This is a genomic window from Rhodanobacter sp. FDAARGOS 1247, assembly GCF_016889805.1.
Lineage (GTDB): Bacteria > Pseudomonadota > Gammaproteobacteria > Xanthomonadales > Rhodanobacteraceae > Rhodanobacter.
Map to the genome: position 1 here is coordinate 311,570 of NZ_CP069535.1, position 25,510 is coordinate 337,079.

Below are 25,510 nucleotides of genomic sequence, written 5' to 3' on the forward strand. Positions count from 1 at the left end.
CGGTCACCCTGCGGAGTGCTTTTTGGGCGACGTCAAAGCAGAGCGCTGGACAAATGGTGGTTCGGAACGAAGGGTCACTCATGCTGCATGGCCTGCTCTAGCCTGCCCCTATTTGCGGCCCCGAGCTTTTGCAGCCCCAGTGCGTGGGTCATAGCGTAGAGGGCTTCTTCTCCGAGCTTTCCTTTAGCTCTTACTTCATGGGCTAACGCGCCAAGCTCTTGAATGCAGATTTCGTCGACCGAACGAATATTGTTTTCATCGATAGGGCGGCGAAAAGCGAGTGTGGCACTGGAGCCTTGATCGCTGGGCCAGAAAAAGGCTCCGACATCTTCGCTTGAACTCTGGTGTACTTGATTTGCGATAAGGATGACGCGATCGCGGATACGTCCGCCCGTACGAAGCCAGCCATGTGCCCTGGCGATGCGGCGAGCCAGGACGACATCGAGAATGGGGCCTTCATGGTTGATGACGTGGGTGATCATCCGGGTCAACGAGGGCGTATAGGAATCGGCGAAGAACCTGTCTGGTTCCACAAGATCCACGGCTTCACTCGGGTCGGCTTCGGAATACGTGTTGCCTGTTTGCGTTGCAGGAACGTCCGGTTCGTCGGTAAGTGATTTCGCATACGCAGCCTCGATGACATGTGATGTGGATGCGGTGGTCTCGGACAAATTCGGATCTGGCCTGGTCACGGAGCTGGTGGTCGTTACGGCAGCATCATGTCCGGCGGCTTCGAGCGCTTGCGCGAGTGCAGCTTCGGCTGCCAGCCGCGAAGCTTCCTCGCGAGCTTCAAGCTCGGCTTTGATGCGTGTGGCCTCCGCGGCACGATGTGCGCGGACCACGCCGAGAAGATCTTGCAGGCATTTGTCGATGCGCTCGACAACGTCGGTGGGATCGATCCACCAGTCAGTTGACCAGATACGCAGAATCTCCCAGCCCAAGCCGCGCAGGACCTGCTCGCGCAGCTTGTCGCGGTCACGTGCAGTAGCGCTACGGTGATAGGTGGCGCCATCACATTCGATGCCGGCCAAATAGCGCCCCGGTGCATCTGGGTCGACCACACCCAGATCAATACGAAACTGCGAGACGCCGATCTGGGTGTGCAGATGCCAGCCGCGCTTTGCCAGTGCGTCAGCAACGGCTTGCTCGAAGGGGCTGTCGTAGCCACCGCGACTTCCTGATGTGACTTCGGCAAGGGCACGGGAGCCACGCGCCGCAAATTCTAGGAAATGCTTGAGGTCGCGTACTCCGGCTGCGCTGGTGCGTGCAAGATCCATTTGCTCGGCGTGCAGGCTCGCGAATACACGGAGTTCATGGCGAGCTCGTGTGATCGCGACGTTCAGTCGGCGCTCTCCCCCTTGGCGATTCAGTGGCCCGAAGTTCATCGAGAGAAGTCCGGCGCGGTCCGGACCGTAGGTGATCGAGAAATACATGATGTCGCGCTCGTCACCCTGGACGCTTTCGAGATTCTTGACGAAGAGAGGCTCGAGTGCGGCCTCCTCGAAATAGGATTCGAGCGATGGATCCTGCCGGCGCGCCTCGTCGAGAAGATCCTCAATCAGGCGTTGTTGTTCGGCATTGAACGTGACAACACCGATGGTAAGCCGGCTCTCCCTGAAACCGGGCGAGCGCAGACGCGCGACGATATCGGCGACGAGTGCTTTGGCCTCGGCGGGGTTTGTACGCGACGCACCTTTCTCATAGACGCCAATCACGGGATGCAGGCTGACAGCCTGGTCGTTGGTTACCGGAGAAGGGAACGTAACCAGTTTACTTTCGTAGTAACGCTGATTGGAGAACGCGATCAGGCTCTCATGGCGACTGCGATAGTGCCAGTTGAGATTGCGCATGGGCAGGTTGGCGCCGATGCATTCGTCGAGAATGCTTTCGAGATCGCCTTCGACGTCCTCGTCGTCACTTTCAGCATCGGGCCCAGTGCGGTCGAAGAATGACGTTGGCGGCAGTTGCTTGGGGTCGCCAACCATGACGACCTGTTTGCCTCGCGCTATCGCGCCGATGGCGTCCCAAACGGGAATCTGCGAAGCCTCATCGAACACGACAAGGTCGAACGTGCTCGCATCTGGCGGCAGGTACTGCGCAATCGACAATGGGCTCATCAACAGGCAGGGAGTGAGTTTGGTCAACACTGTGGGCGCACGCGACATCAACTCGCGCAGTGGCAGATGGCGGGACTTTTTGCTGATTTCATGACGCAGCGTCCCCCATTCCGATGCGCGGTCGACGCTTTCCGGGTCGGGCAGATCGGCACAAAGGCGCGCGCGCAGCCAGTCACGGGTTAGGGTCGTGAATCGTTCGTCGAGTTCGCGGAAGTCCCGGATGCGCTTCTCGTGTTCTGCGCTGACAAAATCCCGAATGACGGGTTCGTTGTCCACCACCGCATTAAGCCACCAACGACAATAGTTGGTCTCAAAACTGCGACGTACGTTACCAAGGCCTACGGCGCCGCTCTCCATGCCGGAGACAAGTGGTGCGAGACCAAGGCCGATCGCCTCAGCACGGATGCGGCGCCAAGCCGTCCAAGCGCGAAGGCGTGGTTCGGATTGAATGATGCCCTCGCATAGAGAACGCACGTCATCGAGCGAGAACGAGCCCAGTTGAGCGCGGCCATCTTCGGTAAAGCAGGCTGTGGTCGCCAGTTCGGTGAGTAGTCTCGGCAGCAGCTCCGCTGCATTCAGCAGCGCGCGCGCTTCGGCGACGATCGGGCCACCCGACTCCAGCAGACTGTTGGCGTCGCCGAGGAGGTGATGGAGTGTTGTTTTGACCGGACCAAGACCTTCCGGCGTCGCTGCAAGGCCCGCGATGGAAGCGGTGATTTGCGCATGGAAGCTCAGTGCGTTCGCTACATCCTCGGCGTGGGTATGCAGCCCGTTCCAGATGCCGCCAGTCATGCTGCGTAGATCATCGAGTTCACCCAGGGACTTTTCGATCCGCGAGCGTTCGTTCAACAGCTTCCAGTCGGCGGACATGGCATCGCCAGCTTCGCCACGCCCGATCGCGTCGTGAGTTCCGTCAAGGCTGCCTTCCTCGCGCAACTGACGCAGCTCGCGCTGGAATGCCAGCGCGGCGCGAAGTTTATCCACGGATGTCGAAAGCCCCAACCACAGCGATGCCGTGTTGGCCTGCAGATCTGCAAGCTTGTCGATCTCCTTTTCCAGAAGGCGCACCGCGCGCATGCGGGCAAGCTCCGCACGTAGACGTTGGCCACAACTGCCGTCGGCGATGGTTTCAAAGCCACGATCTTCCCAAGTTGCTTGCTGTCGAGCGGCCGCAAGTGCGGGCTGGAAGCGCAAGGCGCAACGGATGTGTTGGGGCTTGCTGTCCAAGGCTTTCCAGACATCTGTTGATGCGGTGCCCGGATTGAGCTCGATAATCTTCGCGCGCAAATCGCGAATGTCGGCCCAAGTTGTCAGGTCCCTGGCAACATCGGGTTTGCCGTTGCCGATGGTTGCTGCGGATAGACGGGCTGTGACGCGGTGCTTGAGATACCAGGATTTAGGCCAGATCGACTGCTCGGCGCGGGTCCATTCCTGCTGGAGGGTGGAGATGTCGATTTGCTCGATATCGGTGGCATAGCCGACCGAGAGATTTTTCGTGGCCTGGTCGAGCCGGGCGATCAGTGCCAATCCCTTGTTCAGACCTGTCACGGTGGATGTTGGCCACGGTTCGGCCAGTTGATCGAGCAACTGGCGATGTTTATCCATGTGCTGCAGACCACGTTCGCAGGCGTCGACGACCTCCCCGGGCCATGACACAGACAGACGCGAACTCAGGTCAAGATGCCGATTTATCAGTTCGATACCTTCCTGCAGGCGCCGCGAGATATTGCGTGCATCCGGGAGCAACACGAAACGCCAGTCGCGGCCTGCCGCAGTCGGTAGGCACCGGGCAAGCTGTTCCAGCGCTTGCACGGCCCGCCGATCTGGTGTTGGCAAAGGTAGCTCGATGGCCTGCGCAAACCGCACAACGCCTTGCTGCATCGCACGCACGGCAGGAAGCGTCTTTCGTGCGGCGTCGATGGTGTGTTGCTGCCAGCTCGGGGACCATTCCGCTTGCCCGATGGTGGCTAGAGCGTGAGTCGTGAGTGATTCGTATCCGACGGATTGCGCATTCACCTCCAGCCGGTCGGCGACGTCCCGCATGACAGCCATGGTGGCCGCATCATGCGTGGTGAAAGATGTCCAGGAAAAACTGAGCCCGTCCAGTTCCGTGCCCGCACTGAGCTGCCCGATGGCATCATAGATCGACCATCCGTTGTCGTATCGGCGGTGTAGGCTCTGAACGTACCCGTTCAATGCACGGCGCAATTCAGCCAAATGTTCGGCCTGTGCTTGCCAGGCGCCAGTGTCGACTTTCCCACGCGCCTCCCACGCAGAGTTCAGTTGGGCGAGGACATCAGTTTTCCTAGCTTTGCTTGAATGCAGTTCGAGGCAGAACTCACCGAGTTTTACTTCGCGCAGACGGCGATAGACGACATCGAGAGCCGCGATTTTTTCCGAAACAAACAACACGTGCTTTCCCTCGGCAACCGACTGCGCTATGAGATTGGCGATGGTCTGGCTCTTGCCGGTTCCCGGGGGTCCTATCAGGACGAAGTTCTTGCCGTGCGCAGCGGCCATGATGGCCGATAGTTGTGACGAATCAGCAGCCAATGGGCAAAAAACTTGACTAGGAGGGAAGTCGCAGTCGAGACGGGTGGCTTCCGGGAAGGAGATGCTTGAGTCAAAGCGGTCGCGTGGTGTGTCGAGCAAATGGCGCACGACCGAGTTCTTTCGCAACTGATCCGTGCGTTCTGCCAGATCCTTCCACATCAAATACTTCGCGAAGGAGAACGTGGACAGCACGACTTCGCGGCTCACTTCCCAGCCCTTGATGTCCTTGATGGCGTGCTCGACGTTTTTCCATATCTTGTCGACATCGAGCCCCGCATCGTCCCGAGGCAGTTCCCCTTCTGCGATACCCAGCCCGAGTCGGAAATCCTGGCGAAGCATTTCAATCAGCGTGGGATTGAAGCGCGGTTCGTCGTCGTGGAGTACAAAGGTGAAACCGGAACGCGCGCTATGCCGCTGTAAGGTCACGGGGAGCAAGATCAGAGGCGCGCGGTAGCGCCGGTCATCGCGGTCCTCGCGGGTCCACGACAGGAAGCCTAGTGCGACATACAACGTGTTGGCACCACCTTCCTGCAGCGAGGTGCGTGCAGTGCGGTATAGGTCAATCAGGCGGGCTTCGAGATCCTGCTGGGGGAGGCCGACGAAGACTTCGCGCCGCCTAAGAGCATCGAGTGCATGCTGGCGGCGTACGTTTTCGCGTTCACGTTCCTCGTATAGCGCCTGATCACGAGGATCGGCGCCCGTCATGAGGTCGGGTCGTGGCAGAAGTTTCAGCGTTTCGTTGGTTGCGAGAAGGTCTTCCAGTGCAGCAGGGTCCGGCACGTCGAGACGAAGCGCGCGTTTGCCCTCCTTGAAGTTAAGCAGGTTGTTGCGCAGCGAAAGGTCCAGGAGTTTGCGCTGCCAGCGCGCAAGACGATCTTTGGGGTTGAGTTCTGCCGGTTCAACGTCGACAGCCGCCGTGGACTCATCGGGTAGATCGGGAGCCTCTTCGATGCCGAGTTCGGTGTCAGATGTGTCGACAGCCACGCCTGTTGCCTGATGTGGTGCTGCTTCGGCACTTGCAAGTGGCTTGATACGCTGCATACGCGCACGGCGGACGTCCACCGCGAGTTCGAAGCTTTCGTCGTGGTTCTCGGCAATCAGCTGATCTGCGCGTTCGGTGGCGTAGGAGAACGATGGCACCGGGTGATGGGTGATCAGGGTGGTCTCGAATAGCACCAACTCCTTGAGTCGTACTCGTTTGCGCAGCGCGGTCACGTCGTCGACGACAGTTGTCGAGAACTGTTCATTCTTGAGCCAGACCCCCGCGAACGCATGACCATGCGTGAACACCAGTAGCGGATTGAGTCCAGCCTGTTCCAATGCAGAGCAAAACAGCAGGGTCGAGTCCAGACAGGTGGCGAGCCCGGATTCGCCGATCTGCCAAGCGCCACGCACTTTTTGCCCCGAGTGTTCGAAGCTCGCCGGCGGCAGGGCGTAATCCAGTTTCATCGACGCCACGGCGCTCCAGATGGCGGAGGTCAACTCCCAGGCACGGCGCGCACCACCTGCATAGCCGTCCAATGCAGAGCTCTTGCCGCCCTTGCGCAGTACCTCCGCTGCTTGTTTGAGCAGACGTTCCACCGCTGGTTCGTTGGGCTGGACGAAGGCAGCCACCAGATCTGGAAGGCTTGACAGACCACCCCACTGATTGCGCGGCAACAATTCCAGTTTTACGTCGCATTGCGTCACTATGTTGGCTTCTGCACCGAGGGTGCGGAGCGCGAAGGAAACCGTCGCCGTCTCGGCTTCGGTCAGGCGGCTGAGCAGACTGCCGTCCAATGCGATATCCGGAATCGGGACTTGGTATCGGCTGCGCGCAACCAGTTCATCGATTCGCCATGTTTTCGGCTGAAAAAAGGTTGGCTCGGAGGTGACGCTCAATTCAAGATCGCTAATGCGGGCATCGGTGTCGTTGACGACTGCCAGACCAATGATCACTGGAACTGCGTTCTGAAATGCCGCCAGATTGAGCTTGGTGGCAAGAGTCGCTTCGATGCGAAGCGGTTCCTCATGAGGCGCCACACTTTCTTGCTGCTGCTCCTGCGTCATCCTTGCCCCCTCCTGGCTTCGATTCGCGTGCCTTGAATAGATGCATCGTGCGGCCAAGCTGCGGGAGCCTTGGTACTGTGCACAAGTAGCTGCCTGATGCCAAAGCAAACCTCATGCCACATATGGGTCTTAGTGGCTGAGGGATAAAGGCAGAACACGAGCATGCAGGAGTGTCGCATTTTCCCGTACGCAAACCGGTGCCGCTCTCGTTCTTCGTGGGTGTAGGCAGCTTGCCTTCGCTTCATCGACGACTGCGGCGTTGCTGACGGGCGAACCTGCCTAGCACCCGCCACACGATTGCCCGCCGGTTGCCCCGGTTTTGCCCTTATCGACGCGGGTCGTCTTGTCAGACTAGCAACCTTCCACGTTTCACCCCGATACCAGGAAACCTCATGCAGCGACTCCCCGGACTGGACCTGCTGCGCAGCTGGGCGATCGTCTGGGTGATGCTGTTCCACTCCTACATCGTGGGCGGCGTCGGCGAGCATTTTTCCTGGCTGTCGAACTACGGCTGGATGGGCGTGGACCTGTTCTTCGTGCTCAGCGGCTACCTGATCGGCTACCAGTTGCTGGCGCCGCTGGCGCGCGGCGAGCCGCTGGCGTGGCGCGATTTCTACCGCCGCCGGGCGTTCCGCATCCTGCCGGCCTTTCTGGTGGTGCTGTTCGTCTACGTCGCTTTCCCGGCGTTGCGCGAAGCGCCCGGTCTGCAGCCGGCGTGGCAGTTCCTCAGCTTCACCGTCAACCTGCTGATCGATTACCAGCACAACCCGGCGTTCTCGCACGCGTGGTCGCTGTGCGTGGAGGAGCACTTCTACCTGCTGTTCCCGTGGCTGGCCTTCTGGATGACCCGGCGACCCTCGATGGGCCGCGCGCTGGCGCTCGGTCTGGGCGTGGTCGCGTTCGGCATGATCGTGCGCGGCTACGTGTGGCTGCACGACATGGCGCCGCTGCGCGAGATGGACGGGCCGGCGTTCGGCCTGCGTTTCGTCGAAGGCATCTACTACCCGAGCTGGGCGCGGCTGGATGGCTTGCTGGCGGGTGTGGCGCTGGCGGCGCTGCGGATCGGCCGGCCGCAGGCGTGGGCACGCTGGCAGGCGCATCGCGGCCGCCTGCTGCTGGCCGGCGCGGCACTGTTCGCGCTGGCTTGGTGGCTGTTCGGTGAGCGACTGGACTTCTGGCCCAGCGTGCTCGGCTACCCGCTACTGTCATTGAGCCTGGCGATCTGGGTGCTGCTGGCCACCAGCTTGCCGGCGCGCTGGAAGCTGCCGGGCGCGGGCTGGCTGGCGCGAATCTCCTACAGCCTCTACCTCAGCCACAAGCTGGCGCTGCATGCGGTGGCGACGTGGCTCGTGCAGCCCTGGCAGATGCACGGAATAGCGGCGTTCGCGGCGTATGCCATCGGCGTGCTGGCCGTGGGCGCCGCGCTGCATTACGCGGTGGAGCGACCGTTCCTGCGCTGGCGCGAGCGCATCGATGCCCGGCGGTCGACGCCCCTGCCGTCGGCTGCCGCGGCTTCCTGAATCGGCGTCGGCGCAGCCGGCCAGGCCGTCGGATGCCCGGTCACGGCAAGCCGCTTCGGCGTCGGGCGGCCGTCCGCAAGGCGGCATAACGCTTCGTGACGGTTCGTAACGTGACATCGCATCGGGCTGGCCGAACCATCGGTTCATCGGCCACGGCGGCGACGCCCGTCAGGAGGACCTTGCGATGACCTGGATGAAATTCGCCGACGCCCGCCGGCAGGAGTGGTTCTTGCAGCAGGAGGGGCTGTGGCTGCTATGCCAGCAATATGCGTACGCCCAGCTGCTGGACGAGCGGGCCCGCGTGGTGCCCGAGAAGACGCCCTGGTACTCGATCGGTCCGCATATCAGCAACGTCGAAATCGACTTCGCCAACTTCGATGCGGAGAAGACCCGGTGTGCCGAACAAGCCTACGACGGGCTTACCCGGGCGTCGCTGGAGGACGGGACGAGCGTCTTCAACCAGCTGATCCAGATGAAGGACGAGCTGGATCTGTACACCCGCAGGCTGGCCGCGAAGAAACACCGGGTGGCGCGGGACAACGCCAGCAGCATGGAGAGTCATGTCAATTTCTTCGGCGGCGCCGCCACCGTGGCCAGGTATGTGCGCGATGGTGCGGCGGCGGTCCTGCTGGTCACCGCTTCGGTGGCCACGGCTGGCACTGCTGCGGCGACAAACTCACCTTAGTACTGCCGTTGAATCTGGTGGCGTTCGCTCTGGTTCGGGCGCGTGTAGCCCATTTGCAACTCTACTTGGCGGTGAAGTCGCGCAGGCAACCGCACCTGCGCCACCACCCAGCTGGGGTATTGCACTTAAAAGTTGAATTCGCCCTCAGAACATTCCAGCCTCACTACAATCTGGGCCATTACCGCAAACAGCCCAGCGAACCCTTCCCTTCCTGTTTCCATCTGCGTGATCAATTTCGGCATCGAGTCGCCGGCACTCCAGTGTCGGCATAGTCCGTTGACTGCCGTCAACATGCTCAAGCCAATCACCGGTGTAAGATTTTTCATCTTGGGCAACTACGCAATTGGAAAAGTCAGACTTTCCGCATCCGGGCAAGATAATGGTCAGCACCACTGCCGTACATGAAACCCAATTCAATTTGAACATGCGCACTCCTTTAACGCTGGTGCAAATGTCGATGACAAGCTTTTGTTTCACTGAAGCCACTCCGACATTACAAACGGCGCAAGTTCATTTGCCGTGCTAAATACCGAATCATATTCAAGTTTACAATTTTCGTCCATGGCCCAAATGCGTTCCAATGAAATTTGCCCACCCCGGCCGCCCCGAATCCGCCCACCCTAAACATCCAATCCACGTCCACATCACATGAATGCCCTTTGCCGGATCATTCACGCCGTCAGAGGGTCGGCGCCGTCAGAGGGGCATGTCTTGCTTTAACACGTCACGGGGTGTTGATTACCGGCCATCTTCTGCAATGCCCGGATGGTCATGCGGCAAAGCAAAGCCTAATGCTGAGGCTTTTTCAGCAAAAATGTTTAGTAGTTCATGGATTTAATGCCACATGGTAAATTGTGTAAAAATGTTTCTCTGTACAAACTCCGTACAGCACCATAACCCCGAAATTTTTCGCCACAGAGTCAAGCGCTTGGTCAACGGTCAAATTGGTCATCGAGGCAGGGAGGTGAGGCGCACCCTCGATCGAATTTTCTCCCAGAGATATACGAAGAGGTGGGCCGTCCGGGTAAAAATGAAGCTTCCGCTCAACATCATCTACTTCCTTGTTGTCCATGATGCGCCATAAAGCGAGGCTTTCGGTATACCGCTGGGACTGGTCGAAGGTCAGGATGGCAAGTTTCGTTTTAAGAAGTGCAACGGGTGGTCGCCCTATTACGATTCTAATAATCCCATCCGGGCCATCTGAAATATCAATGTTGTCGTCATTCCGAAAAATATCCCGAACCGCGGAAATCGCGGTGCTGCTTCGAGATGGCGGCAGTACGCGAACATGCGGAAAAGAAACCGCGTAATAATCACCATATTTTTTACACGGCCCTAGGTAATAAATCCGAGCCACCCTTCCTGCAGATTTTAGGATGGGCTTGAGGTAGGCCAGCATGGCTTCCTGGTTCGCCTCATTTTCCGACCATGTTGTCCGTTGCCCTGACGGGGACGCTTCCAGATCATTGAATCCCGATCCCCACGTAATCAGGATAACTAAGAGCATGGCCCATCGCATACCTACCTCCTAAATCTCAAGACGTCACTGTCGTCGTGGTGATAGTTGCCTGCCGGTTTTCATGGGTTACGGAATCAGAGGAGACGGAGGTAATTGAATCTCGATCCTTGATCTTGGTCGCCACGTGGGCGGCAGGCCGCCGCCCTTCCCGGCGTATTCTCCACCATGCATCGAAACTGCTCATCGCCATCAGTGGATCACAGGCCAGCCCAGGATGCGTGTGCACGCTTGACCAGCGATAGTCTTGCGGGCTGGCAGCCATGGCAGCTCGAACGGGGTTGAGCTCGATGTAACGCATTACGGTCAACAGATAGCGCTCGGTATCGACCAGGCAGGATTTGAAGCGACCTTGCCAGAGCGTGCCACAACGCGCGTAGCGGTAGTTGAATGCCTGAACGTAATTCTGGCCGAAAAGTTGGCGCCTGGATTCACACCACGCTGAGTCACCTGCAACGGAATGCCGGGCAACTCAAGTCGTGGCAGGCGGGGCATTCTGAAACCTCGACCAACAAACCGGCCGCCAGCGTGAGGTTGTAGGCTGGCGCGGTCTGCCGACGGGCGCGCCGGTCATGGGCAGGCAGGAACCGTTTAATTACCTCCGCCCCCTTAAATTCCCAGCTCGACCGTCCGCTGTCCAGCGACGACTACATCTGCCGCACCGTGATGCTGCCCGCCTCCTATACGCCGGGGCGATGAAGGTACCTGGCAGTGTTCAGCGTCGCCGCGAGCCGCGCAGCGAATCGATCGAGAACGTGGCTACCTCGCCGCCGGGCACGCGGCGCGGCTGGCCGGTCGGCGGGCCCCAGGCGTGCGCACTGACCACTTCCCAGGTGGCCGGGATGCGGCCGTCCACGCGCATCGTTTCGTAGGCGGCCAGCATGCGCTGGTAGCGCGCCTTGCCGGTGAGGCCGCGCGAGCGCGCGCGGTCGGCGTTGGTGGCGCCCAGGCCTTGCAGTTCTTCCAGCAGCTTGCGCGGTTCGCTGTAGGTGAGGGTGTAGCGGAACACGTCGAGCACGGGATCGCGCAGGCCGGCGGTGAGCATCGCGTCGCCGACGTCGTGCATGTCGAGGAAGCGCGCCACGTGCGGCTGCTGGTCGGCTTCGGCCCAGGCCGCGCGCAGTTCCTTCAGGGTATCCGGGCCGAAGCTGGAGAACGCCATGAAGCCGCCGGGCTTCAGCACGCGCATGCATTCGCCGAACAGCGCGGGCAGGTCGTCGACCCACTGGAAGCACAGGTTGGAATACAGCACGTCGACGCTGTGGTCGGCCAGCGGCAGTTGGGTGGCCTCGGCGCAGACGCGGCGGAACGGCTTCAGCCAGCTGCTGTGCTGCTTCGCGGCGCGCAGCATCGGCAGCGCCAGGTCGATCGCGATCACCTCGGCCTTGGGATATTTCTGCTTCAGCAGGGCGGTGCCGCGACCGGTGCCGGCGCCGACGTCGACTACCCGCGCAGGCGTTTCCAGATAGAAGTCCAGACGTTCCAGCAGCGCCGCCTGCACCTCGCGCTGCAGCGCGTCGTGCTGTTCGTAGCTGCTGGCGGCGTGGCCGAAGTTGCGGCGCACGCGGTGTTGATCGAGGTGGAAATCGCTCATCGAACCTGCTCAGGGGAAGAAGGAGCCAGCAGCGGCTGCAGTGCCTGCACCACCGCGTCGGCGTGACGGAAGAACGGCGCGTGGCCGGCCTGCTGGATCTCGGTGTAGCTGCCGCCGCACTGGCTGGCTGACCACGCCATCGCCTGCGGCGGCACCAGCCGGTCGCGGCGGCCGCTGATCCACGCGCTGCGCACGCCGAGGTCGGGCAGGGCGGCGCGGCGGTCGCTGGTTTCCAGGATGCGGATGCCTTCCTGCAGCACGCGCAGGTCGGGTTCGCCCCGGGCGAACACCAGTTCGCGCAGGTGGCGCAGTTCGGCGCGCGGGTCGGTGCTGCCCATCGCCTCCAGCGCCAGGAAGCGCTCGAGCGTGGCGTGGTAGTCGGTTTCCAGGTCGCTGGCCAGCTGATGCACCAGCTTGTCGTCGCTGCCGTGCGGCCAGCCTGCGTCGCGCACAAACTTCGGCGTGGCGCACAGCATGGCCAGGCCGCGCACCTGCCGCGGCAGCTCCAGCGCCGCGGTCAGCGCGATGAGGCCGCCCAGCGACCAGCCCAGCCAGATCGCCGGCGGCGTGAGTTTCGCGATTGCCTCGGCGCAGGCACGCGGTTCCAGCGGCAGGCCGCAGTCGCGCGAATGACCGTGGCCGGGCAGGTCGACCACATGCATCGTGCATTGAGCTTCCAGAGCCTCGACCAGCGGTTCCAGTACGCCGCCGTGCATCGCCCAGCCGTGCAGCAGCACCAGTTGCACGGGGCCGTGACCGCGATGGTCGATGTACAGGCTCATACCCCGCCCTCATGAAGCATCGCGCTTGTTGCGTTCGCCCCTTCTCCTCCTCGGGCGACCCTTGGGGAGTCCCCTTGCGGGTGAGAAGGTTGGGATGAGGGGCGGGTGCTCGCTGGGAAGTCCATCGAAGCCGGCTCTGAATCAGCTCCTTCCTCGGCGTGGCCCCTCACCCCAACCCTCTCCCCGCGGGGGAGAGGGACTGGTACGCGCTTCGAATCAGCCTTTTCCTCAGCGTGTTCCCTCTCGTCAATCGCGGGGAGAGGAGGCGAAGGCAGGAGCGCTTTATCCACGGCCACCCGTCCGTCGAACACGAAGCAGTCGCCCTGCCAGTGCGTGCCGTCGGTCTGTTCGAGGTATTTCAGGATGCCGCCTTCGAGCTGGTAGACGTGCTGCAGGCCCAGGTCCTGCATGTGCAGTACGGCCTTCTCGCAACGGATGCCGCCGGTGCAGTACGAGACGATGGTCTTGCCTTCGTAGCGCGCGCGGTCGGTGGCGATGGCGGCGGGGAATTCGGTGAAGCTGGCGATGCGGTAGTCGATGGCTTGCGGGAATTTGCCGAGGTCGGTCTCGTAGTCGTTGCGGGTGTCGAGCAGCACCAGTTCGCGGCCGTCGTCGTCGTGGCCCTGGTCGAGCCAGCGCTGCAGCGTGGGCGCATCGACCGCCGGCGCGCGACCGCCTTCGGGGCGGATCGTGGGCAGGCGCATGGTGATGATCTCGCGCTTGATGCGCACGCGCAGGCGGCCGAACGGCACCTCGGCGGACAGCGATTCCTTCGGCGCGATATCGGCGAAGCGGAAATCGTCGTGCAGGCTGGCCATGAAGCCGTCGATCTGCGCGCGGCTGCCGGCGAGGAACAGGTTGATGCCTTCGGGCGCCAGCAGGATCGTGCCCTTCAGCGCCAGCGCCTCGCAGCACGCGAACAGCCGCTCGCGCAGCGCGGGCAGGTCGTCCAGGCTGATGAACTTGTAGGCGGAGATGTTGACGATCGACATGCGGGGGAATCGGCGGAGCAGGCGGCGATTATACGGGGTCGCCGCCGGCTGCCCGGGGTGCGGCAGGCAGACGCAGCGTTTCCAGCGCGGCCAGCAGCCGGTCGACGTGGGCCTCCTCGTGCGCCGCGGACAGCGTGATGCGCAGTCGCGCCTGGCCCGCGGGCACGGTCGGCGGACGGATCGCGGTGACCAGCAGGCCTTGCCGCTCCAGCGTTTGTGCCGCGGCCAGTGCGGCGTCGGCGCCGCCCAGCAGCAGCGGCTGGATCGCGCTGGGCGAGGCCGCCAGCGGCATGCCGAGTTCGGCGGCGCCGTGGCGGAAGCGGGCGATCAACAACAAGAGTTTCTCGCGTCGCCAGGCTTCCTTCTGCGCCAGTTGCACCGCTTCCAGCGCGGCGGCGGCCAGCGCCGGCGGCATCGCGGTGGTGTAGATGTACGGTCGCGCGAACTGGACCAGCCCCTCGATCAGCGCGGCCGAGCCGGCCACGAAGGCGCCGCTGCAGCCGAGCGCCTTGCCCAGCGTGGCCATCAGCAGCGGCACCTCGTGCTGGCCCAGGTTCGCGGCGCCGAGGCTGCCGGAGCCGTCGTCGCCCAGCACGCCGAAGCCGTGCGCATCGTCGACCAGCAGGGTGGCCTGCTCGCGCGTGCACAGCTGGGCCAGCTCGCGCAGCGGCGCGACGTCGCCATCCATGCTGAACACGCCATCGGTGGCGAGCAGGGCGGCCGCGGTCGGGTGGGCGGCAAGTTGCCGCGCCGCGGCGTCCACGTCGGCGTGAGGATAGCGCTGCAGCTCGGCGCCGCTGAGTTTCGCGCCATCGAGCAGGCAGGCATGGTTGAGCTTGTCCTGCACGCAGACATCGCCGCGTGCGAGCAGCGCCTGCAGCACGCCAAGGTTGGCCATGTAGCCGGTGGAGAACAGCAGCGCGCGTTCGCGTCCGGTCCAGGCCGCCAGCGCTTCCTCCAGCTCGGCGTGTTCGCGGCGATGCCCGCAGATCAGGTGCGCCGAGGTGCTGCCGACGCCTTCCTCGCGGGCGGCGCGGTTGAGCGCGGCGATCAGCTGTGGGTGTTGTGCGAGGCCGAGGTAGTCGTTGCTGCAGAACGACAGCAGGCGCCGGCCGCCGATTTCCAGCCACGGGCCGTCGGCGCGGTCGATGGTGCGCAGGCGGCGGCGCAGGTTGGCGCTTTCGCGTTCGGCCGTCTGGACGGCCAGTCGGTGCAGGAGGTCAGGGCGGGGCATGGTCATTGTTCGGCGCAGGTTGAAGAGCACCCCCTCCCAACCTCCCCCTGCGATGCAGGGGGAGGACCCAAGCCGGTGCCGCACGCTGTGCTCCCTCCCCTGCTTGCCCCAAAGGGACTTCCTCCGGTCGCAGGGGAGGGTTGGGGTGGGGTGCTCTCAGGCCGCCGCACTGCAGCCACAGCCCTGCCCGCAGCTGGCGCCTTCGCCGATGTCCGCATGCACGGTGCCCGCACTCTCGACCACCTCCATCGGATGCAGGTCGAGCCGGCGGAACAGCGCGCGATCGGCTTCCACGTCCGGGTTGCCGGTGGTCAGCAGCTTCTCGCCGTAGAAGATCGAGCCGGCACCGGCGAAGAAGCACAGCGCCTGCACCGCGTCGTCCATCTGCTGGCGGCCGGCGGACAGGCGCACGATGGACAGCGGCATCAGGATGCGCGCCACCGCGATCGCCCGCACGAACTCGAACGGATCGAGCGGCTCGGCATCGCCCAGCGGCGTGCCGGGCACGGGCACCAGCTGGTTGATCGGCACCGATTGCGGATGCTCGGGCAGGTTCGCCAGCGCCTGCAGCAGGCCGGCGCGCTGTTCGCGCGTCTCGCCCATGCCGACGATGCCGCCGCAGCAGGTCTTCAGGCCGGCGTCGCGCACCTGCTCCAGGGTGACCAGGCGGTCCTGGTATTCGCGGGTGTGGATGATCTCGCCGTAGAACTCCGGCGCGGTGTCGATGTTGTGGTTGTAGTAGTCGAGGCCGGCGTCCTTGAGCTGCTGCGCGTGGCCGTCGCCGAGCAGGCCCAGGGTGGCGCAGGTTTCCAGGCCCAGGTCCTTCACCGCGCGCACGATCGCGGCGACCTTGGGGATGTCGCGATCCTTCGGGCCGCGCCAGGCGGCACCCATGCAGAAGCGGCTGGCGCCGGCGGCCCTGGCGGCGCGGGCGCGTTCCAGCACGTCGTCGACGTCCATCAGTTTCTGCGCGGCGACGCCGGTGTCGTAGCGCGCCGCCTGCGGGCAGTACGCGCAGTCCTCGGGGCAGCCGCCGGTCTTGATCGACAGCAGGGTCGACACCTGCACCGCGTTCGGGTCGTGATGTTCGCGATGCACCGTGTGGGCGCGATGCAGCAGTTCGTTGAACGGCAGCGCGAACAGCGCGGACACCTCGGCGCGGCTCCAGTCGTGACGGAGAACGGTTTCGGCCATGGAATACCACTCGCTGAGGAACAAGCGCGAGAGTGTGGGAGCCGCCCCGAGGCGTGTCAACCGAACGATATTAAGTGAAGTTGACGAGACTTGGGCGCTCCGCTCCCGCTACCATCGCGCCTTCGCGATACCAACTGGGGGCGGTCGGATGAGTGAAGGGCAAGGCAGTACGGGCAACGTGCTCGCGGCGATCTGCAGTTTTTTCATCCCCGGCCTGGGCCAGCTGGTGCAGGGGCGCCTGCTCAAGGCGATCATCATGTTCGTGCTGGCGGCGGTGTTGTGGATCGTGCTGCTGGGCTGGCTGATCCATCTGTGGTCGATCCTCGACGCAGCACTGTACAAGCCCGCGCGCTGATCCCCCGGATGAACTTCCTGGCCACGCCGTGGCGAACCCTGCAGCGTTTCGTGCTGCCCCTGCGTTGCCTGCTGTGCAACGCCCGCGGCGAGCACGACATCGATCTGTGCAAGGCCTGCGCCGCCGAATTGCCCCGCAACGGAAGTTGCTGCGCGCGCTGCGCACTGCCGCTGGCCACGCCGGCGGCATTGTGCGGCGAATGCCAGCGCAGCCAGCCACCATGGGACAGCGCGTGGGCACCCTTCCGCTACGGCTGGCCGCTTGATCGACTGGAATCGCGCTACAAGTTTTCTTCCGATCTCGCCGCCGGCCGCGTGCTGTCGATGCTGTGGCAGCGCGAACCGCAACCGCCCCGGTTGCCCCAGCTGCTGTTGACGGTGCCCCTGCATCGCAGCCGCCTGCGTCGGCGCGGCTACAACCAGGCGCTGGAGCTGGCCCGGCCGCTGGCCAGCAAGCTTGGCGTGCCGCTGTCGCACGACGCCCTGCTGCGCCGTCGCTCCACCACCGCGCAGACCGAACTCGACGCCGTCGCCCGTCGCCGCAACGTGCACGGCGCATTCGCGCTGCGCGAAGGCGTCACCCTGCCTGCGCACGTGGCGATCCTCGACGACGTGATGACCACCGGCGCCACCCTGGCCGAATGCACCCGCGTGCTGCGCCGCGCCGGCGTGCGGCAGGTCGACGTGTGGGCGCTGGCGCGGGCCGGCAACCGCTAAGAGCGGACTACTTCACCGCCAGCGCCAGCACGATGCCGATCCACACCGCCAGGCCGAGCCAGTTGTTGTGGCGGAAGGCGGCGAGGCAGGCGTCGCGGATGCGGTCGCGGATCAGCCAGTGCTGGTAGCCGAACAGGCCGGCCGCGACCAGCAGGCCCAGCCAGTACGGCCAGCCCAGCACGGCGCGCTGGCCGATGAAGAACATGGCCAGCAGGAAGGTGCCCATCAGCATGCCGAGGATCGGCAGGTCGGCGTCGCCGAACAGGATCGCGGTGGACTTCGCGCCGACCTTGAGATCGTCCTCGCGGTCGACCATCGCGTATTCGGTGTCGTAGATCACCGACCACAGGATGTTGCCGATGAACAGCAGCCAGCCGATCGGCGGCACGCTGCCGGCGACCGCGGCGAACGCCATCGGGATCGACCAGCCGAACGCGGCGCCCAGCACCACCTGGGGCAGGTAGGTCCAGCGCTTGGTGAACGGGTAGATCGCCGCCAGCGCGGCGCCGGCAAATGACAGCTCGATGGTCAGCCGGTTGGTGAACAGCACCAGCACGAAGGCGAAAGCCAGCAGCGCGGCGAACACGATCAGCGCCTCGCGCGGGGTGACCCGCCCCGAGGCGATCGGTCGCCCGGCGGTGCGCTCCACCTGGGGGTCGAGCTTGCGGTCGGCGTAATCGTTGATCGCGCAGCCGGCTGCCCGCATCGCGAACACGCCCAGGGTGAAGATGACCAGCGGCTTCCACGGCGGGAAGTCGCCCGCGGCCAGCCACAGCGCCCACCAGGTCGGCCACAGCAGCAGCAGGGCGCCGATCGGCCGATCCATGCGGGTCAGCACCAGGTAATCCAGCGCCTTCTCGCGATACTGCGCCGGCAGTTTCTGCAGCAGCCAGTTCAGCACCCGCGTGGCGCGGGTCGAACTGTCCGCGGGCTGCACCGGCCTGGGCGCGGCCTTCGCCGCGCCGGGTCGTGGCCGCACGGCAGGCGAGGGTGCGTTCTTGCGCCGCTGGCGTTTGCGAGGTGGAGGAGCCATCGACGCAGTTTAGCGTGAGCCGCGGCCGATCGTGGCGTGACGCCATGCGCGAAACGGCAAGTCGCGCCGGCGAGCTACTGATGCAGCAACAATCGGTACGCCGGATGCGCGCTCTCATCCACATGCGGATAGCCCAGCGCGTCGAGGAAACGCCGAAACAGCGGCAATTCGGCGGCGGGCACCTGGATGCCGACCAGGATGCGGCCGTGGTCGGCGCCGTGGTTGCGGTAGTGGAACAGGCTGATGTTCCAGTCCGGGTGCATGTGATCGAGGAAGCGGGTCAGCGCGCCGGGGCGCTCGGGGAATTCGAAGCGGTACAGCAGTTCGTCGCGGGCCAGCGGCGAGCGGCCGCCGATCATGTGGCGCAGGTGCAGCTTGGCGAGTTCGTCGTCGGTGAGGTCGAGCACGTCGAACTGCTGCGCGCGGAACGCCGCGGCCAGCGCCTCGCGCTCGTCGCGGTTGGCGATGCGCACGCCCACGAAGATGTGCGCGAGGCGGGCGTCGCCGATGCGGTAATTGAACTCGGTGATGTCGTGCCGGCCCAGCGTGGCGCAGAAGCGGCGGAAGCTGCCGCGTTCCTCGGGAATGGTCACCGCGAACACCGCCTCGCGCTGCTCGCCGACCTCGGCGCGCTCGGCGACGAAGCGCAGGCGGTCGAAGTTCATGTTGGCGCCGGAGACGATCGCCACCAGCGCGCCATGACCGCCATCGTGCGTGGCCACGTAGTGCTTCAGCCCGGCCAGCGCCAGCGCACCGGACGGTTCGGCCACGCTGCGGGTGTCCTGGTGGATGTCGCGGATCGCGGCGCAGATCGCGTCGGTGTCGACGCGCAGCATCGCGTCGACATGCTGGCGGCACAGCGCGAAGGTCAGCGCGCCGACCTGCTTCACCGCGGTGCCGTCGGCGAACAGGCCGACCTCGTCCAGGGCGACGCGCGCGCCGGCTTCCAGCGAACGCGCCATCGCATCCGAATCTGCCGCCTGCACGCCGATCACCTTCACCTCGGGCCGCAGCGCCTTGATGCACGCGGCGACGCCGGCGAGCAGGCCGCCGCCACCGACCGGCACGAACACCGCCTCGAGCGGGCCGGGGTGCTGGCGCAGGATCTCCAGGCCGATCGTGCCCTGGCCGGCGATCACCGCGGGGTCGTCGAACGGATGCACGAACACCGCGCCACGCTCGGCCTGCAACCGGGCGGCGGCGGCCTGGGCGTCGCTGTACGAATCGCCGGTCAGCACCAGTTCGACCATCGCGCCGCCGAAGCGGCGCACCGCGTCCACCTTCACCTGCGGCGCGGTCACCGGCATCACGATGGTGGCGCGGATGCCCAGCTTCGCCGCAGCCAGCGCCACGCCCTGCGCATGGTTGCCGGCCGAGGCGGCGACCACGCCGCGCCCGCGCTGCGCCGCATCCAGCTGCACCATGCGGTTGTACGCGCCGCGCAGCTTGAACGAGAACACGCTCTGCTGATCCTCGCGCTTGAGCAGCACGGGCCGGCCCAGCCGTTCGCCCAGCAGCGGCGCCGCCTCCAGCGCGGATGCCTGCGCCACCTCGTAGACGCGCGCGGCACGGATCTGCGCCAGCAGGTCGGCTGCGTCGTCGGGCAGGGGCGCGACGGCATTCATGCCGCGAGCGCGGTGGCCGGATGCGCCACCTGCAGCACGTCGACCAGCTTGCGGGTCTGCTGCAACAGTTGCGCGACACCGGCGTCGTCGCACTGCAGGCTCAGCGTGAGCCGCGACACGGCGGGATCGTGCGTGGCCGCCACGGTCAGCGTGTCGATGTTGTAGCCCCGCGCGGCAAACAGCCCGGCCACGCGCACCAGCGCGCCGGCTTCGTTCTGCAACAGGATGGACAGGGTGTGGTTCATGGCAGGTGACTCCGTTGGGGTGAATCCTTCTCGGTAACGAACCTTGCTGACGATGAAGATTTGTCGCGATCTCTGGTGGATGGAAAAATCACGGCTCAGAACATGTGCGATGCAGCGGTCTCGCGCTCGACCGGTGCCGCCCGCGACGCAATGAACTCGCCGGTGATCATCTGGGCGTAGCTGGCGCCGGGGCCGACCATCGGATACACGCCGGCGTCCGGGTCGATCATCACTTCCAGGAAGGCCGGGCCGTCGAAGGCGAGGAAGTCGGCGACCAGCGGCTCCAGTTCGTCCACGCGCTCCAGCCGCCGCGCCCAGCCGAAGCCGTCGGCCTGCGCGGCCAGCACGAAGTCCTTCCTGTGCAGGCTCTTGTCCGACGCGGCGAAGCGGCCCTTGAAGTACAGCTTCTGCCACTGCCGCACCATGCCGTCGCCGACGTTGTTGAGCACCACGATCTTCAACGGCAGGTTGTACGTGGTGACGGTTTCCAGCTCGCCGATGTTCATGCGGATGCTGGCGTCGCCGTCGATGTCGATGACGAGCTTGTCCGGATGGGCGAACTGCGCGCCGATCGCCGCGGGCAGGCCGAAACCCATCGTGCCCATCGAGCCGGAGGTGAGCCAATGCCGCGGCGCGCGGAAGTCGAAATACTGCGCGGCCCACATCTGGTGCTGGCCGACGCCGGTGCTGACGATGGCGCGGCCCTGGGCGTGGCGGTTGATCGCCTCGATCACCGCGTACGGCTGGATCAGCGCGCTGGCGCGGTCGTAGTTCATCGCGTGCACGCGTTTCAGCTCGGCCACGTGGGCGTGCCAGGCGTCCAGCTTCGGTCGCAAGCCATGGCCGAGGCCGTACGCGGTGAGCCGCTCCAGCGCGCGCTTCAGCGGACCGACATGGTGCCAGTCGACCTGCTTCACCTTGCCGATCTCGGCCGGATCGATGTCGACCTGGGCGATGAACTTCGCCTGCGGGGCGAACTTGTGCGGCACGCCCGCCACGCGATCGTCGAAGCGCGCGCCCAGCGCCAGCACGAAGTCGCAATCCTCCACCGCGTAGTTCGCGTACGCGGTGCCGTGCATGCCGAGCAGGTGCAGCGCCAGCGGGTCGGTGCTGTCGAAGCCGCCCAGTCCCATCAGGGTGGTGGTGACCGGCAGGCCGAACGCGTCGACGAAGGCACGCAGCGCAGCGGCGGCCTCCGCCGCGATCACGCCGCCGCCCGCGTAGATCAGCGGCCGCCGCGCCTGCATCAGCGCGGCGAAGAACGCCGCGCAGTCGGCGTCACCCAGCGTCGACTGCTCCACCGCACGCAGCCGCGCGCGATAGCCGGCCAGCGCCAGCTCGCCACTGCCGCGCCAGGCGAGCGCGGCGTTCTGCACGTCCTTGGGCACGTCCACCACCACCGGGCCGGGCCGGCCGCTGCGCGCCAGGGTGAACGCGGTGCGCAGGGTCGCTTCCAGTTGCGCCGCGTCGGTGACCAGGAACACGTGCTTGGCGCAGGCGCCCATGATGTTGCTGATCGGCGCCTCCTGGAAGGCGTCGCTGCCGATCGCCGCGGTGCCGACCTGGCCGCAGATCACCACCAGCGGGATCGAGTCGGCCATCGAGTCGCGCACCGGCGTGACCATGTTGGTGGCGCCCGGCCCGGAGGTGACGATGGCCACGCCGACCTTGCCCGACGCGCGCGCATAGCCGGCCGCCATGAATCCCGCACCCTGCTCGTTGGCCGGCACGATCAGCGGCATCGGCTCGCTGCCATCGGCGCGCGGGTGCAGGGCGTTGTAGCGGAATACCGCGTCGTACACCGGCAGGATCGCGCCGCCGGAATAGCCGAACAGCACCTCCACGCCTTCGTCGGCCAGTACCTGCACGATCGACTCGGCGCCGCTGGAAGGCGCGCTCGCGAGCGGCGCGGGATCGACGCTGAAGGCTTTGGCAGCGCTGGCTGTCAGGGTTGCTGTGGTCACGATGCATTTCCTGGATGCGACACGCGCCGGCGGTCGATGGAACGTTGCGGTGCGCGGCGCGGGCGGCGAGCTAGTTGCGGATCAGTTCGTCTGCGGCGGGCGCGTGCACGGGCACGCCGTACGTCGAGATGATGCGCAGCTCCTGCGCCACGGGAGAGAAGCGCTCCCACGGGATGCCGTTGACGTCGGCATCGCAGTTGAAGCCGTGCGCGTCGTCATCCTCGAAGCCCACATGGCGCAGCTGGCCCGCGCGTTCGGGCTGCTGGTTGATCGAGAAATTCAGCTGGTCGGTGCGCCACATGGCATAGGTGCCAGCGACCACCGCCTGCGGCGGTTGGCCCAGGCGGCTGGTGTAATCGGCGATGGAGGCGCCCAGGTCGGCAACGGCCAGGGCGATATGGAAACGTTTCATGGCAGACCTCGTGTGTTTGGGCAGGTGATGTGACGGACAGCCGGCGACTGGTGCCGGCGGCCCGGGTCGGGCTCAGCCCACTTTCTTCAGCGGCTCGACGGCGGGTTTTGCCGCGCTCGGCTGCAACCACGGCATCCGCGCACGCAGCTTCGCGCCGACCTGTTCGATCGGGTGATCGAGGTCGGCCTGCTTCAGGCGCTTGTAGTTGGGCAGGCCGGCGGCGTATTCGGCCGTCCAGTTGCGGGCGAAGGTGCCGTCCTGGATGTCGGTGAGCACGTCCTTCATGCGTGCCTTCACGCCGGCGTCGACCACCCGCGGGCCGCTGACGTAGTCGCCGTACTGCGCGGTCTCGGAGACGAACTCGAGCATCTTGCTGAGGCCGCCCTCGTAGAACAGGTCGACGATCAGCTTCAGCTCGTGCATCACCTCGTAGTAGGCGATCTCCGGCTGGTAACCCGCTTCGGTCAGCGTCTCGAAACCGGCAATCACCAGCTCGCTGGCGCCGCCGCACAGCACCGCCTGCTCGCCGAACAGGTCGGTCTCGGTCTCTTCCTTGAAGTCGGTCTTGATGATCATCGCGCGGCCGCCGCCGATGCCGTCGGCGTAGGCTTTCGTCTTCGCCTCGGCCTGGCCGCTGGCGTCCTGGTGCACGGCCCAGATGCACGGCACGCCGCGGCCGCGTTCGTACTCCGTGCGGACCAGCGCGCCGGGGCCTTTCGGCGCGACCAGGATCACGTCGATGTCGCTGCGCGGATTGATCTGCCCGAAGTGCACGTTGAAGCCGTGCGCGAACAGCAGCGCGGCGCCGGACTTGATGTTCGGCTCGATCGCCTCGCGGTACAGCGCCGGCTGCACCATGTCCGGGGTCAGCACGGCGACCAGGTCGGCGCCGCGCACGGCCTCGGCCGGTTCCAGTACGGTGAAGCCGTCGGCTTTCGCCTTGTGCGAGGTGGGGCCGTTCGGGCGCAGGCCGATCACCACGTCGAGGCCGGAGTCGCGCAGGTTGAGCGCGTGCGCGCGGCCCTGGCTGCCGTAGCCGAGCACGGCGATGCGGGAAGAGGCGAGGGTGGAATGGCTGCTCATGCGGTAGCTCCCTGGTTGGATGTTTCAGTGCGTGGCGTGCGGTTGGGTACACGGGTGTCGGGGTGGGTGGTGGCGCCGTCGGAGGCCGAGCCGACCAGCAGGGCGTACTTGGCCAGTGCGCCGCGGCTGACCTTCGGCGCCGGTGGTTGCCAGTGCGCGCGGCGTGCGGTGAGGTCGGCGTCGGTGCGCAGTTCGCGCTGGCCGGCATCGATGGCGATGCGATCACCGTCGCGCAGCAGGGCGATCGGTCCGCCGCGCGCCGCCTCGGGCGCGACGTGGCCGACCATGAAACCGTGGGTGGCACCGCTGAAGCGACCGTCGGTGATCAGCGCCACGTCGTCGCCGAGGCCGCGGCCGACCAGGGCCGCAGTGACGCCGAGCATCTCGCGCATGCCCGGCCCGCCGGCCGGGCCTTCGTTTCGGATCACCAGCACGTCGCCGGCGCGGATGCGGTCGCCCTGCACCGCGGCAAACGCTTCCTCCTCGCTCTCGAAGACGCGCGCCGTACCTTCGAAACTGCCGCTCTTGCCGGGAATCTTCAGGATGCAGCCTTCCGGCGCCAGGTTGCCGTACAGGATCGAGTAGCCGCCGCGGGGCTTCAGCGGAGCGCTGGCCGGATGCACCACGTCCTGGGTGTCGGCGCGCGGCGCCGCGGCGACTTCGTCGAACAGCGAGCGGCCGGTCACGGTGGGCGCGTCTTCCAGCATGCCCGCGGCGATCAGTTCCTGCGCCACCCGCGCGCTGCCACCGGCGCCGAACAGCTCGACCGCGGTGTAGCGGCCGCCGGGCAGCAGGTCGGCGATCACCGGCGTGTGCACCGAGGCCGGCTCGAAATCCTCCAGCGTCCACTCGACGCCGGCCTCGCGGGCGATCGCCAGCAAGTGCAGCACCGCGTTGGTGGAGCCCGCGGTGGCGGCAACCATGCGCGCGGCGTTGCGCATCGCGGTGCGGGTGATCAGGGCGCGCGGCGTGCGGTTCGCGCGCAGGCATTCCATCACCAGTTCGCCGCAGCGGAACGCCGCCGCGCCCTTGGCCGGATGGGTGGCGGGGATGTCGTTGTAGCCCACCGGCGACAGGCCCATCGCGGTCAGCACCATCGCCATGGTGTTGGCGGTGAACTGGCCGCCGCAGGCGCCCGCGCCGGGGCAGGCGTCGCGCTCGACCGCGGTCAGCTCCTCGTCGCTGATCCTGCCCGCGCCGTGCGCGCCGACCGCCTCGAACACCTGTTGCACGGTGATCGGATGGTGGTCGTGGGTGCCGTGCGCGATGGTGCCGCCGTACAGCGCCACCGCGGGGATATCCAGCCGCGCCATCGCCATCGCCGCGGCCGGGATGGTCTTGTCGCAGCCGCACAGCACCACCATCGCGTCGAGGCAGTGGCCGTCCACCGCCAGCTCGATCGAGTCGGTGATCACCTCGCGGCTGATCAGCGACGAGCGCATGCCGGGCGTGCCCATCGCGATGCCGTCGGTGACCGCGATGGTGTTGAATTCCACCGGCGTGCCGCCGGCGGCGCGGATGCCGGCGGCGGCCTCGACCGCCAGCTCGCGCAGGTTGAGGTTGCACGGGCTCACGTTCGACCAGGTGTGCACCACCGCCACCAGGGGTCGCGCGATCGCCGCGTCGTCCAGGCCGGTGGCACGCAACATCGCGCGGGCGGGAGCGCGGTCGGGGCCGCTCTTGATCAGGTCACTGCGCATGGAAAAGCTCCGAAGGACAAATTCCCTTCTCCCCGCTGGGGAGAAGGTGCCCCGAAGGGGCGGATGAGGGGCGGGTGCTCGCCGTAAAGCTCATCGAAGCGAGCTCGCCTGGACCGCGGAAGTCCGAAAAAAAAAGCGCCC

Annotated in this window: 19 protein-coding genes and 1 pseudogene; 4 read left to right on the forward strand and 16 right to left on the reverse strand. The window is 65.4% G+C overall.

The features are described 5' to 3' along the window. Positions 1–74 precede the first annotated feature (74 nt). The gene (locus I6J77_RS01340; protein ID WP_343230157.1) at positions 75–6,719 is read right to left on the reverse strand and encodes a DUF3320 domain-containing protein; all 6,645 of its coding nucleotides are present in this window, start codon (positions 6,717–6,719) and stop codon (positions 75–77) included. A gap of 392 nt (positions 6,720–7,111) precedes the next feature. On the opposite strand from I6J77_RS01340, the gene I6J77_RS01345 reads away from it, so the two are divergent. Together I6J77_RS01345 and I6J77_RS01350 are read left to right on the forward strand one after the other, a co-directional pair. Next, a complete protein-coding gene (locus tag I6J77_RS01345; protein WP_204110268.1) occupies positions 7,112–8,239 on the forward strand; it encodes an acyltransferase in 1,128 nt (375 codons plus the stop codon). 184 nt (positions 8,240–8,423) lie between these two features. After that, positions 8,424–8,924 (forward strand): hypothetical protein, encoded by a 501-nt coding sequence (locus I6J77_RS01350; protein ID WP_204110269.1) that lies wholly within the window; start codon positions 8,424–8,426, stop codon positions 8,922–8,924. A 144-nt stretch (positions 8,925–9,068) separates the two neighbouring features. Here the strand turns inward: I6J77_RS01350 and I6J77_RS01355 are convergent, their stop codons facing one another. The 8 genes and pseudogenes from I6J77_RS01355 to bioB all read right to left on the reverse strand — a co-directional run bounded on the left by I6J77_RS01355 (position 9,069) and on the right by bioB (position 16,236). Next, on the reverse strand, positions 9,069–9,401 hold the full coding sequence (locus I6J77_RS01355) for a hypothetical protein (protein ID WP_204110270.1): 333 nt from the start codon (positions 9,399–9,401) through the stop codon (positions 9,069–9,071). Positions 9,402–9,750: 349 nt separating this feature from the next. Continuing rightward, positions 9,751–10,443, reverse strand: a complete 693-nt coding sequence (locus tag I6J77_RS01360; RefSeq protein WP_204110271.1) for a hypothetical protein — start codon at positions 10,441–10,443, stop codon at positions 9,751–9,753. A gap of 208 nt (positions 10,444–10,651) precedes the next feature. Further along, positions 10,652–10,935 (reverse strand): annotated as a pseudogene (locus I6J77_RS17740) (transposase); the annotation flags it as partial. 220 nt (positions 10,936–11,155) lie between these two features. Further along, the gene (gene bioC, locus I6J77_RS01365; protein WP_204110272.1) at positions 11,156–12,034 is read right to left on the reverse strand and encodes a malonyl-ACP O-methyltransferase BioC; all 879 of its coding nucleotides are present in this window, start codon (positions 12,032–12,034) and stop codon (positions 11,156–11,158) included. After that, positions 12,031–12,816: a pimeloyl-ACP methyl ester esterase BioH gene (gene bioH, locus I6J77_RS01370; protein WP_204110273.1), complete on the reverse strand. Its 786-nt coding sequence runs from the start codon at positions 12,814–12,816 to the stop codon at positions 12,031–12,033. The genes bioC and bioH overlap by 4 nt, the downstream gene beginning before the upstream one ends. Beyond that, entirely contained in the window at positions 12,813–13,808 is a 996-nt protein-coding gene (locus tag I6J77_RS01375; RefSeq protein WP_204110274.1) for a sulfurtransferase, read from the reverse strand. The genes bioH and I6J77_RS01375 overlap by 4 nt, the downstream gene beginning before the upstream one ends. Before the next feature lie 28 nt (positions 13,809–13,836). After that, a complete protein-coding gene (gene bioF / locus I6J77_RS01380; RefSeq protein ID WP_204110275.1) occupies positions 13,837–15,042 on the reverse strand; it encodes an 8-amino-7-oxononanoate synthase in 1,206 nt (401 codons plus the stop codon). 156 nt (positions 15,043–15,198) lie between these two features. Then, positions 15,199–16,236 carry a biotin synthase BioB gene (gene bioB, locus I6J77_RS01385; protein ID WP_204110276.1) on the reverse strand — a complete coding sequence of 346 codons (1,038 nt, stop codon included), beginning with the start codon at positions 16,234–16,236 and terminating at the stop codon, positions 15,199–15,201. Positions 16,237–16,384: 148 nt separating this feature from the next. On the opposite strand from bioB, the gene I6J77_RS01390 reads away from it, so the two are divergent. Together I6J77_RS01390 and I6J77_RS01395 are read left to right on the forward strand one after the other, a co-directional pair. Next, positions 16,385–16,591: a hypothetical protein gene (locus I6J77_RS01390; RefSeq protein WP_007808713.1), complete on the forward strand. Its 207-nt coding sequence runs from the start codon at positions 16,385–16,387 to the stop codon at positions 16,589–16,591. A gap of 8 nt (positions 16,592–16,599) precedes the next feature. Next, a complete protein-coding gene (locus I6J77_RS01395) occupies positions 16,600–17,307 on the forward strand; it encodes a ComF family protein (protein WP_204110277.1) in 708 nt (235 codons plus the stop codon). 7 nt (positions 17,308–17,314) lie between these two features. On the opposite strand, the gene ubiA is transcribed toward I6J77_RS01395, so the two are convergent. From ubiA to I6J77_RS01430, 7 genes are all read right to left on the reverse strand, one after another. Continuing rightward, complete coding sequence (ubiA, locus tag I6J77_RS01400; protein WP_204111361.1) at positions 17,315–18,244, reverse strand: 4-hydroxybenzoate octaprenyltransferase; 930 nt, start codon at positions 18,242–18,244, stop codon at positions 17,315–17,317. Positions 18,245–18,414: 170 nt separating this feature from the next. Further along, complete coding sequence (ilvA, locus tag I6J77_RS01405; RefSeq protein ID WP_204110278.1) at positions 18,415–19,965, reverse strand: threonine ammonia-lyase, biosynthetic; 1,551 nt, start codon at positions 19,963–19,965, stop codon at positions 18,415–18,417. Then, positions 19,962–20,210: an acetolactate synthase small subunit gene (ilvN, locus tag I6J77_RS01410; protein ID WP_007808724.1), complete on the reverse strand. Its 249-nt coding sequence runs from the start codon at positions 20,208–20,210 to the stop codon at positions 19,962–19,964. Before ilvN ends, ilvA begins: the two co-directional genes overlap by 4 nt. Before the next feature lie 95 nt (positions 20,211–20,305). After that, on the reverse strand, positions 20,306–22,078 hold the full coding sequence (gene ilvB, locus I6J77_RS01415; protein WP_239309253.1) for a biosynthetic-type acetolactate synthase large subunit: 1,773 nt from the start codon (positions 22,076–22,078) through the stop codon (positions 20,306–20,308). A 166-nt stretch (positions 22,079–22,244) separates the two neighbouring features. Then, positions 22,245–22,586 (reverse strand): hypothetical protein, encoded by a 342-nt coding sequence (locus I6J77_RS01420; RefSeq protein ID WP_056716657.1) that lies wholly within the window; start codon positions 22,584–22,586, stop codon positions 22,245–22,247. Between the two features lie 72 nt (positions 22,587–22,658). Next, positions 22,659–23,669, reverse strand: coding sequence for a ketol-acid reductoisomerase (ilvC, locus tag I6J77_RS01425; RefSeq protein WP_056763294.1), 1,011 nt, complete (start codon positions 23,667–23,669; stop codon positions 22,659–22,661). Then, complete coding sequence (locus tag I6J77_RS01430) at positions 23,666–25,369, reverse strand: dihydroxy-acid dehydratase (protein ID WP_204110279.1); 1,704 nt, start codon at positions 25,367–25,369, stop codon at positions 23,666–23,668. Before I6J77_RS01430 ends, ilvC begins: the two co-directional genes overlap by 4 nt. Between the last annotated feature and the right edge of the window lie 141 nt (positions 25,370–25,510).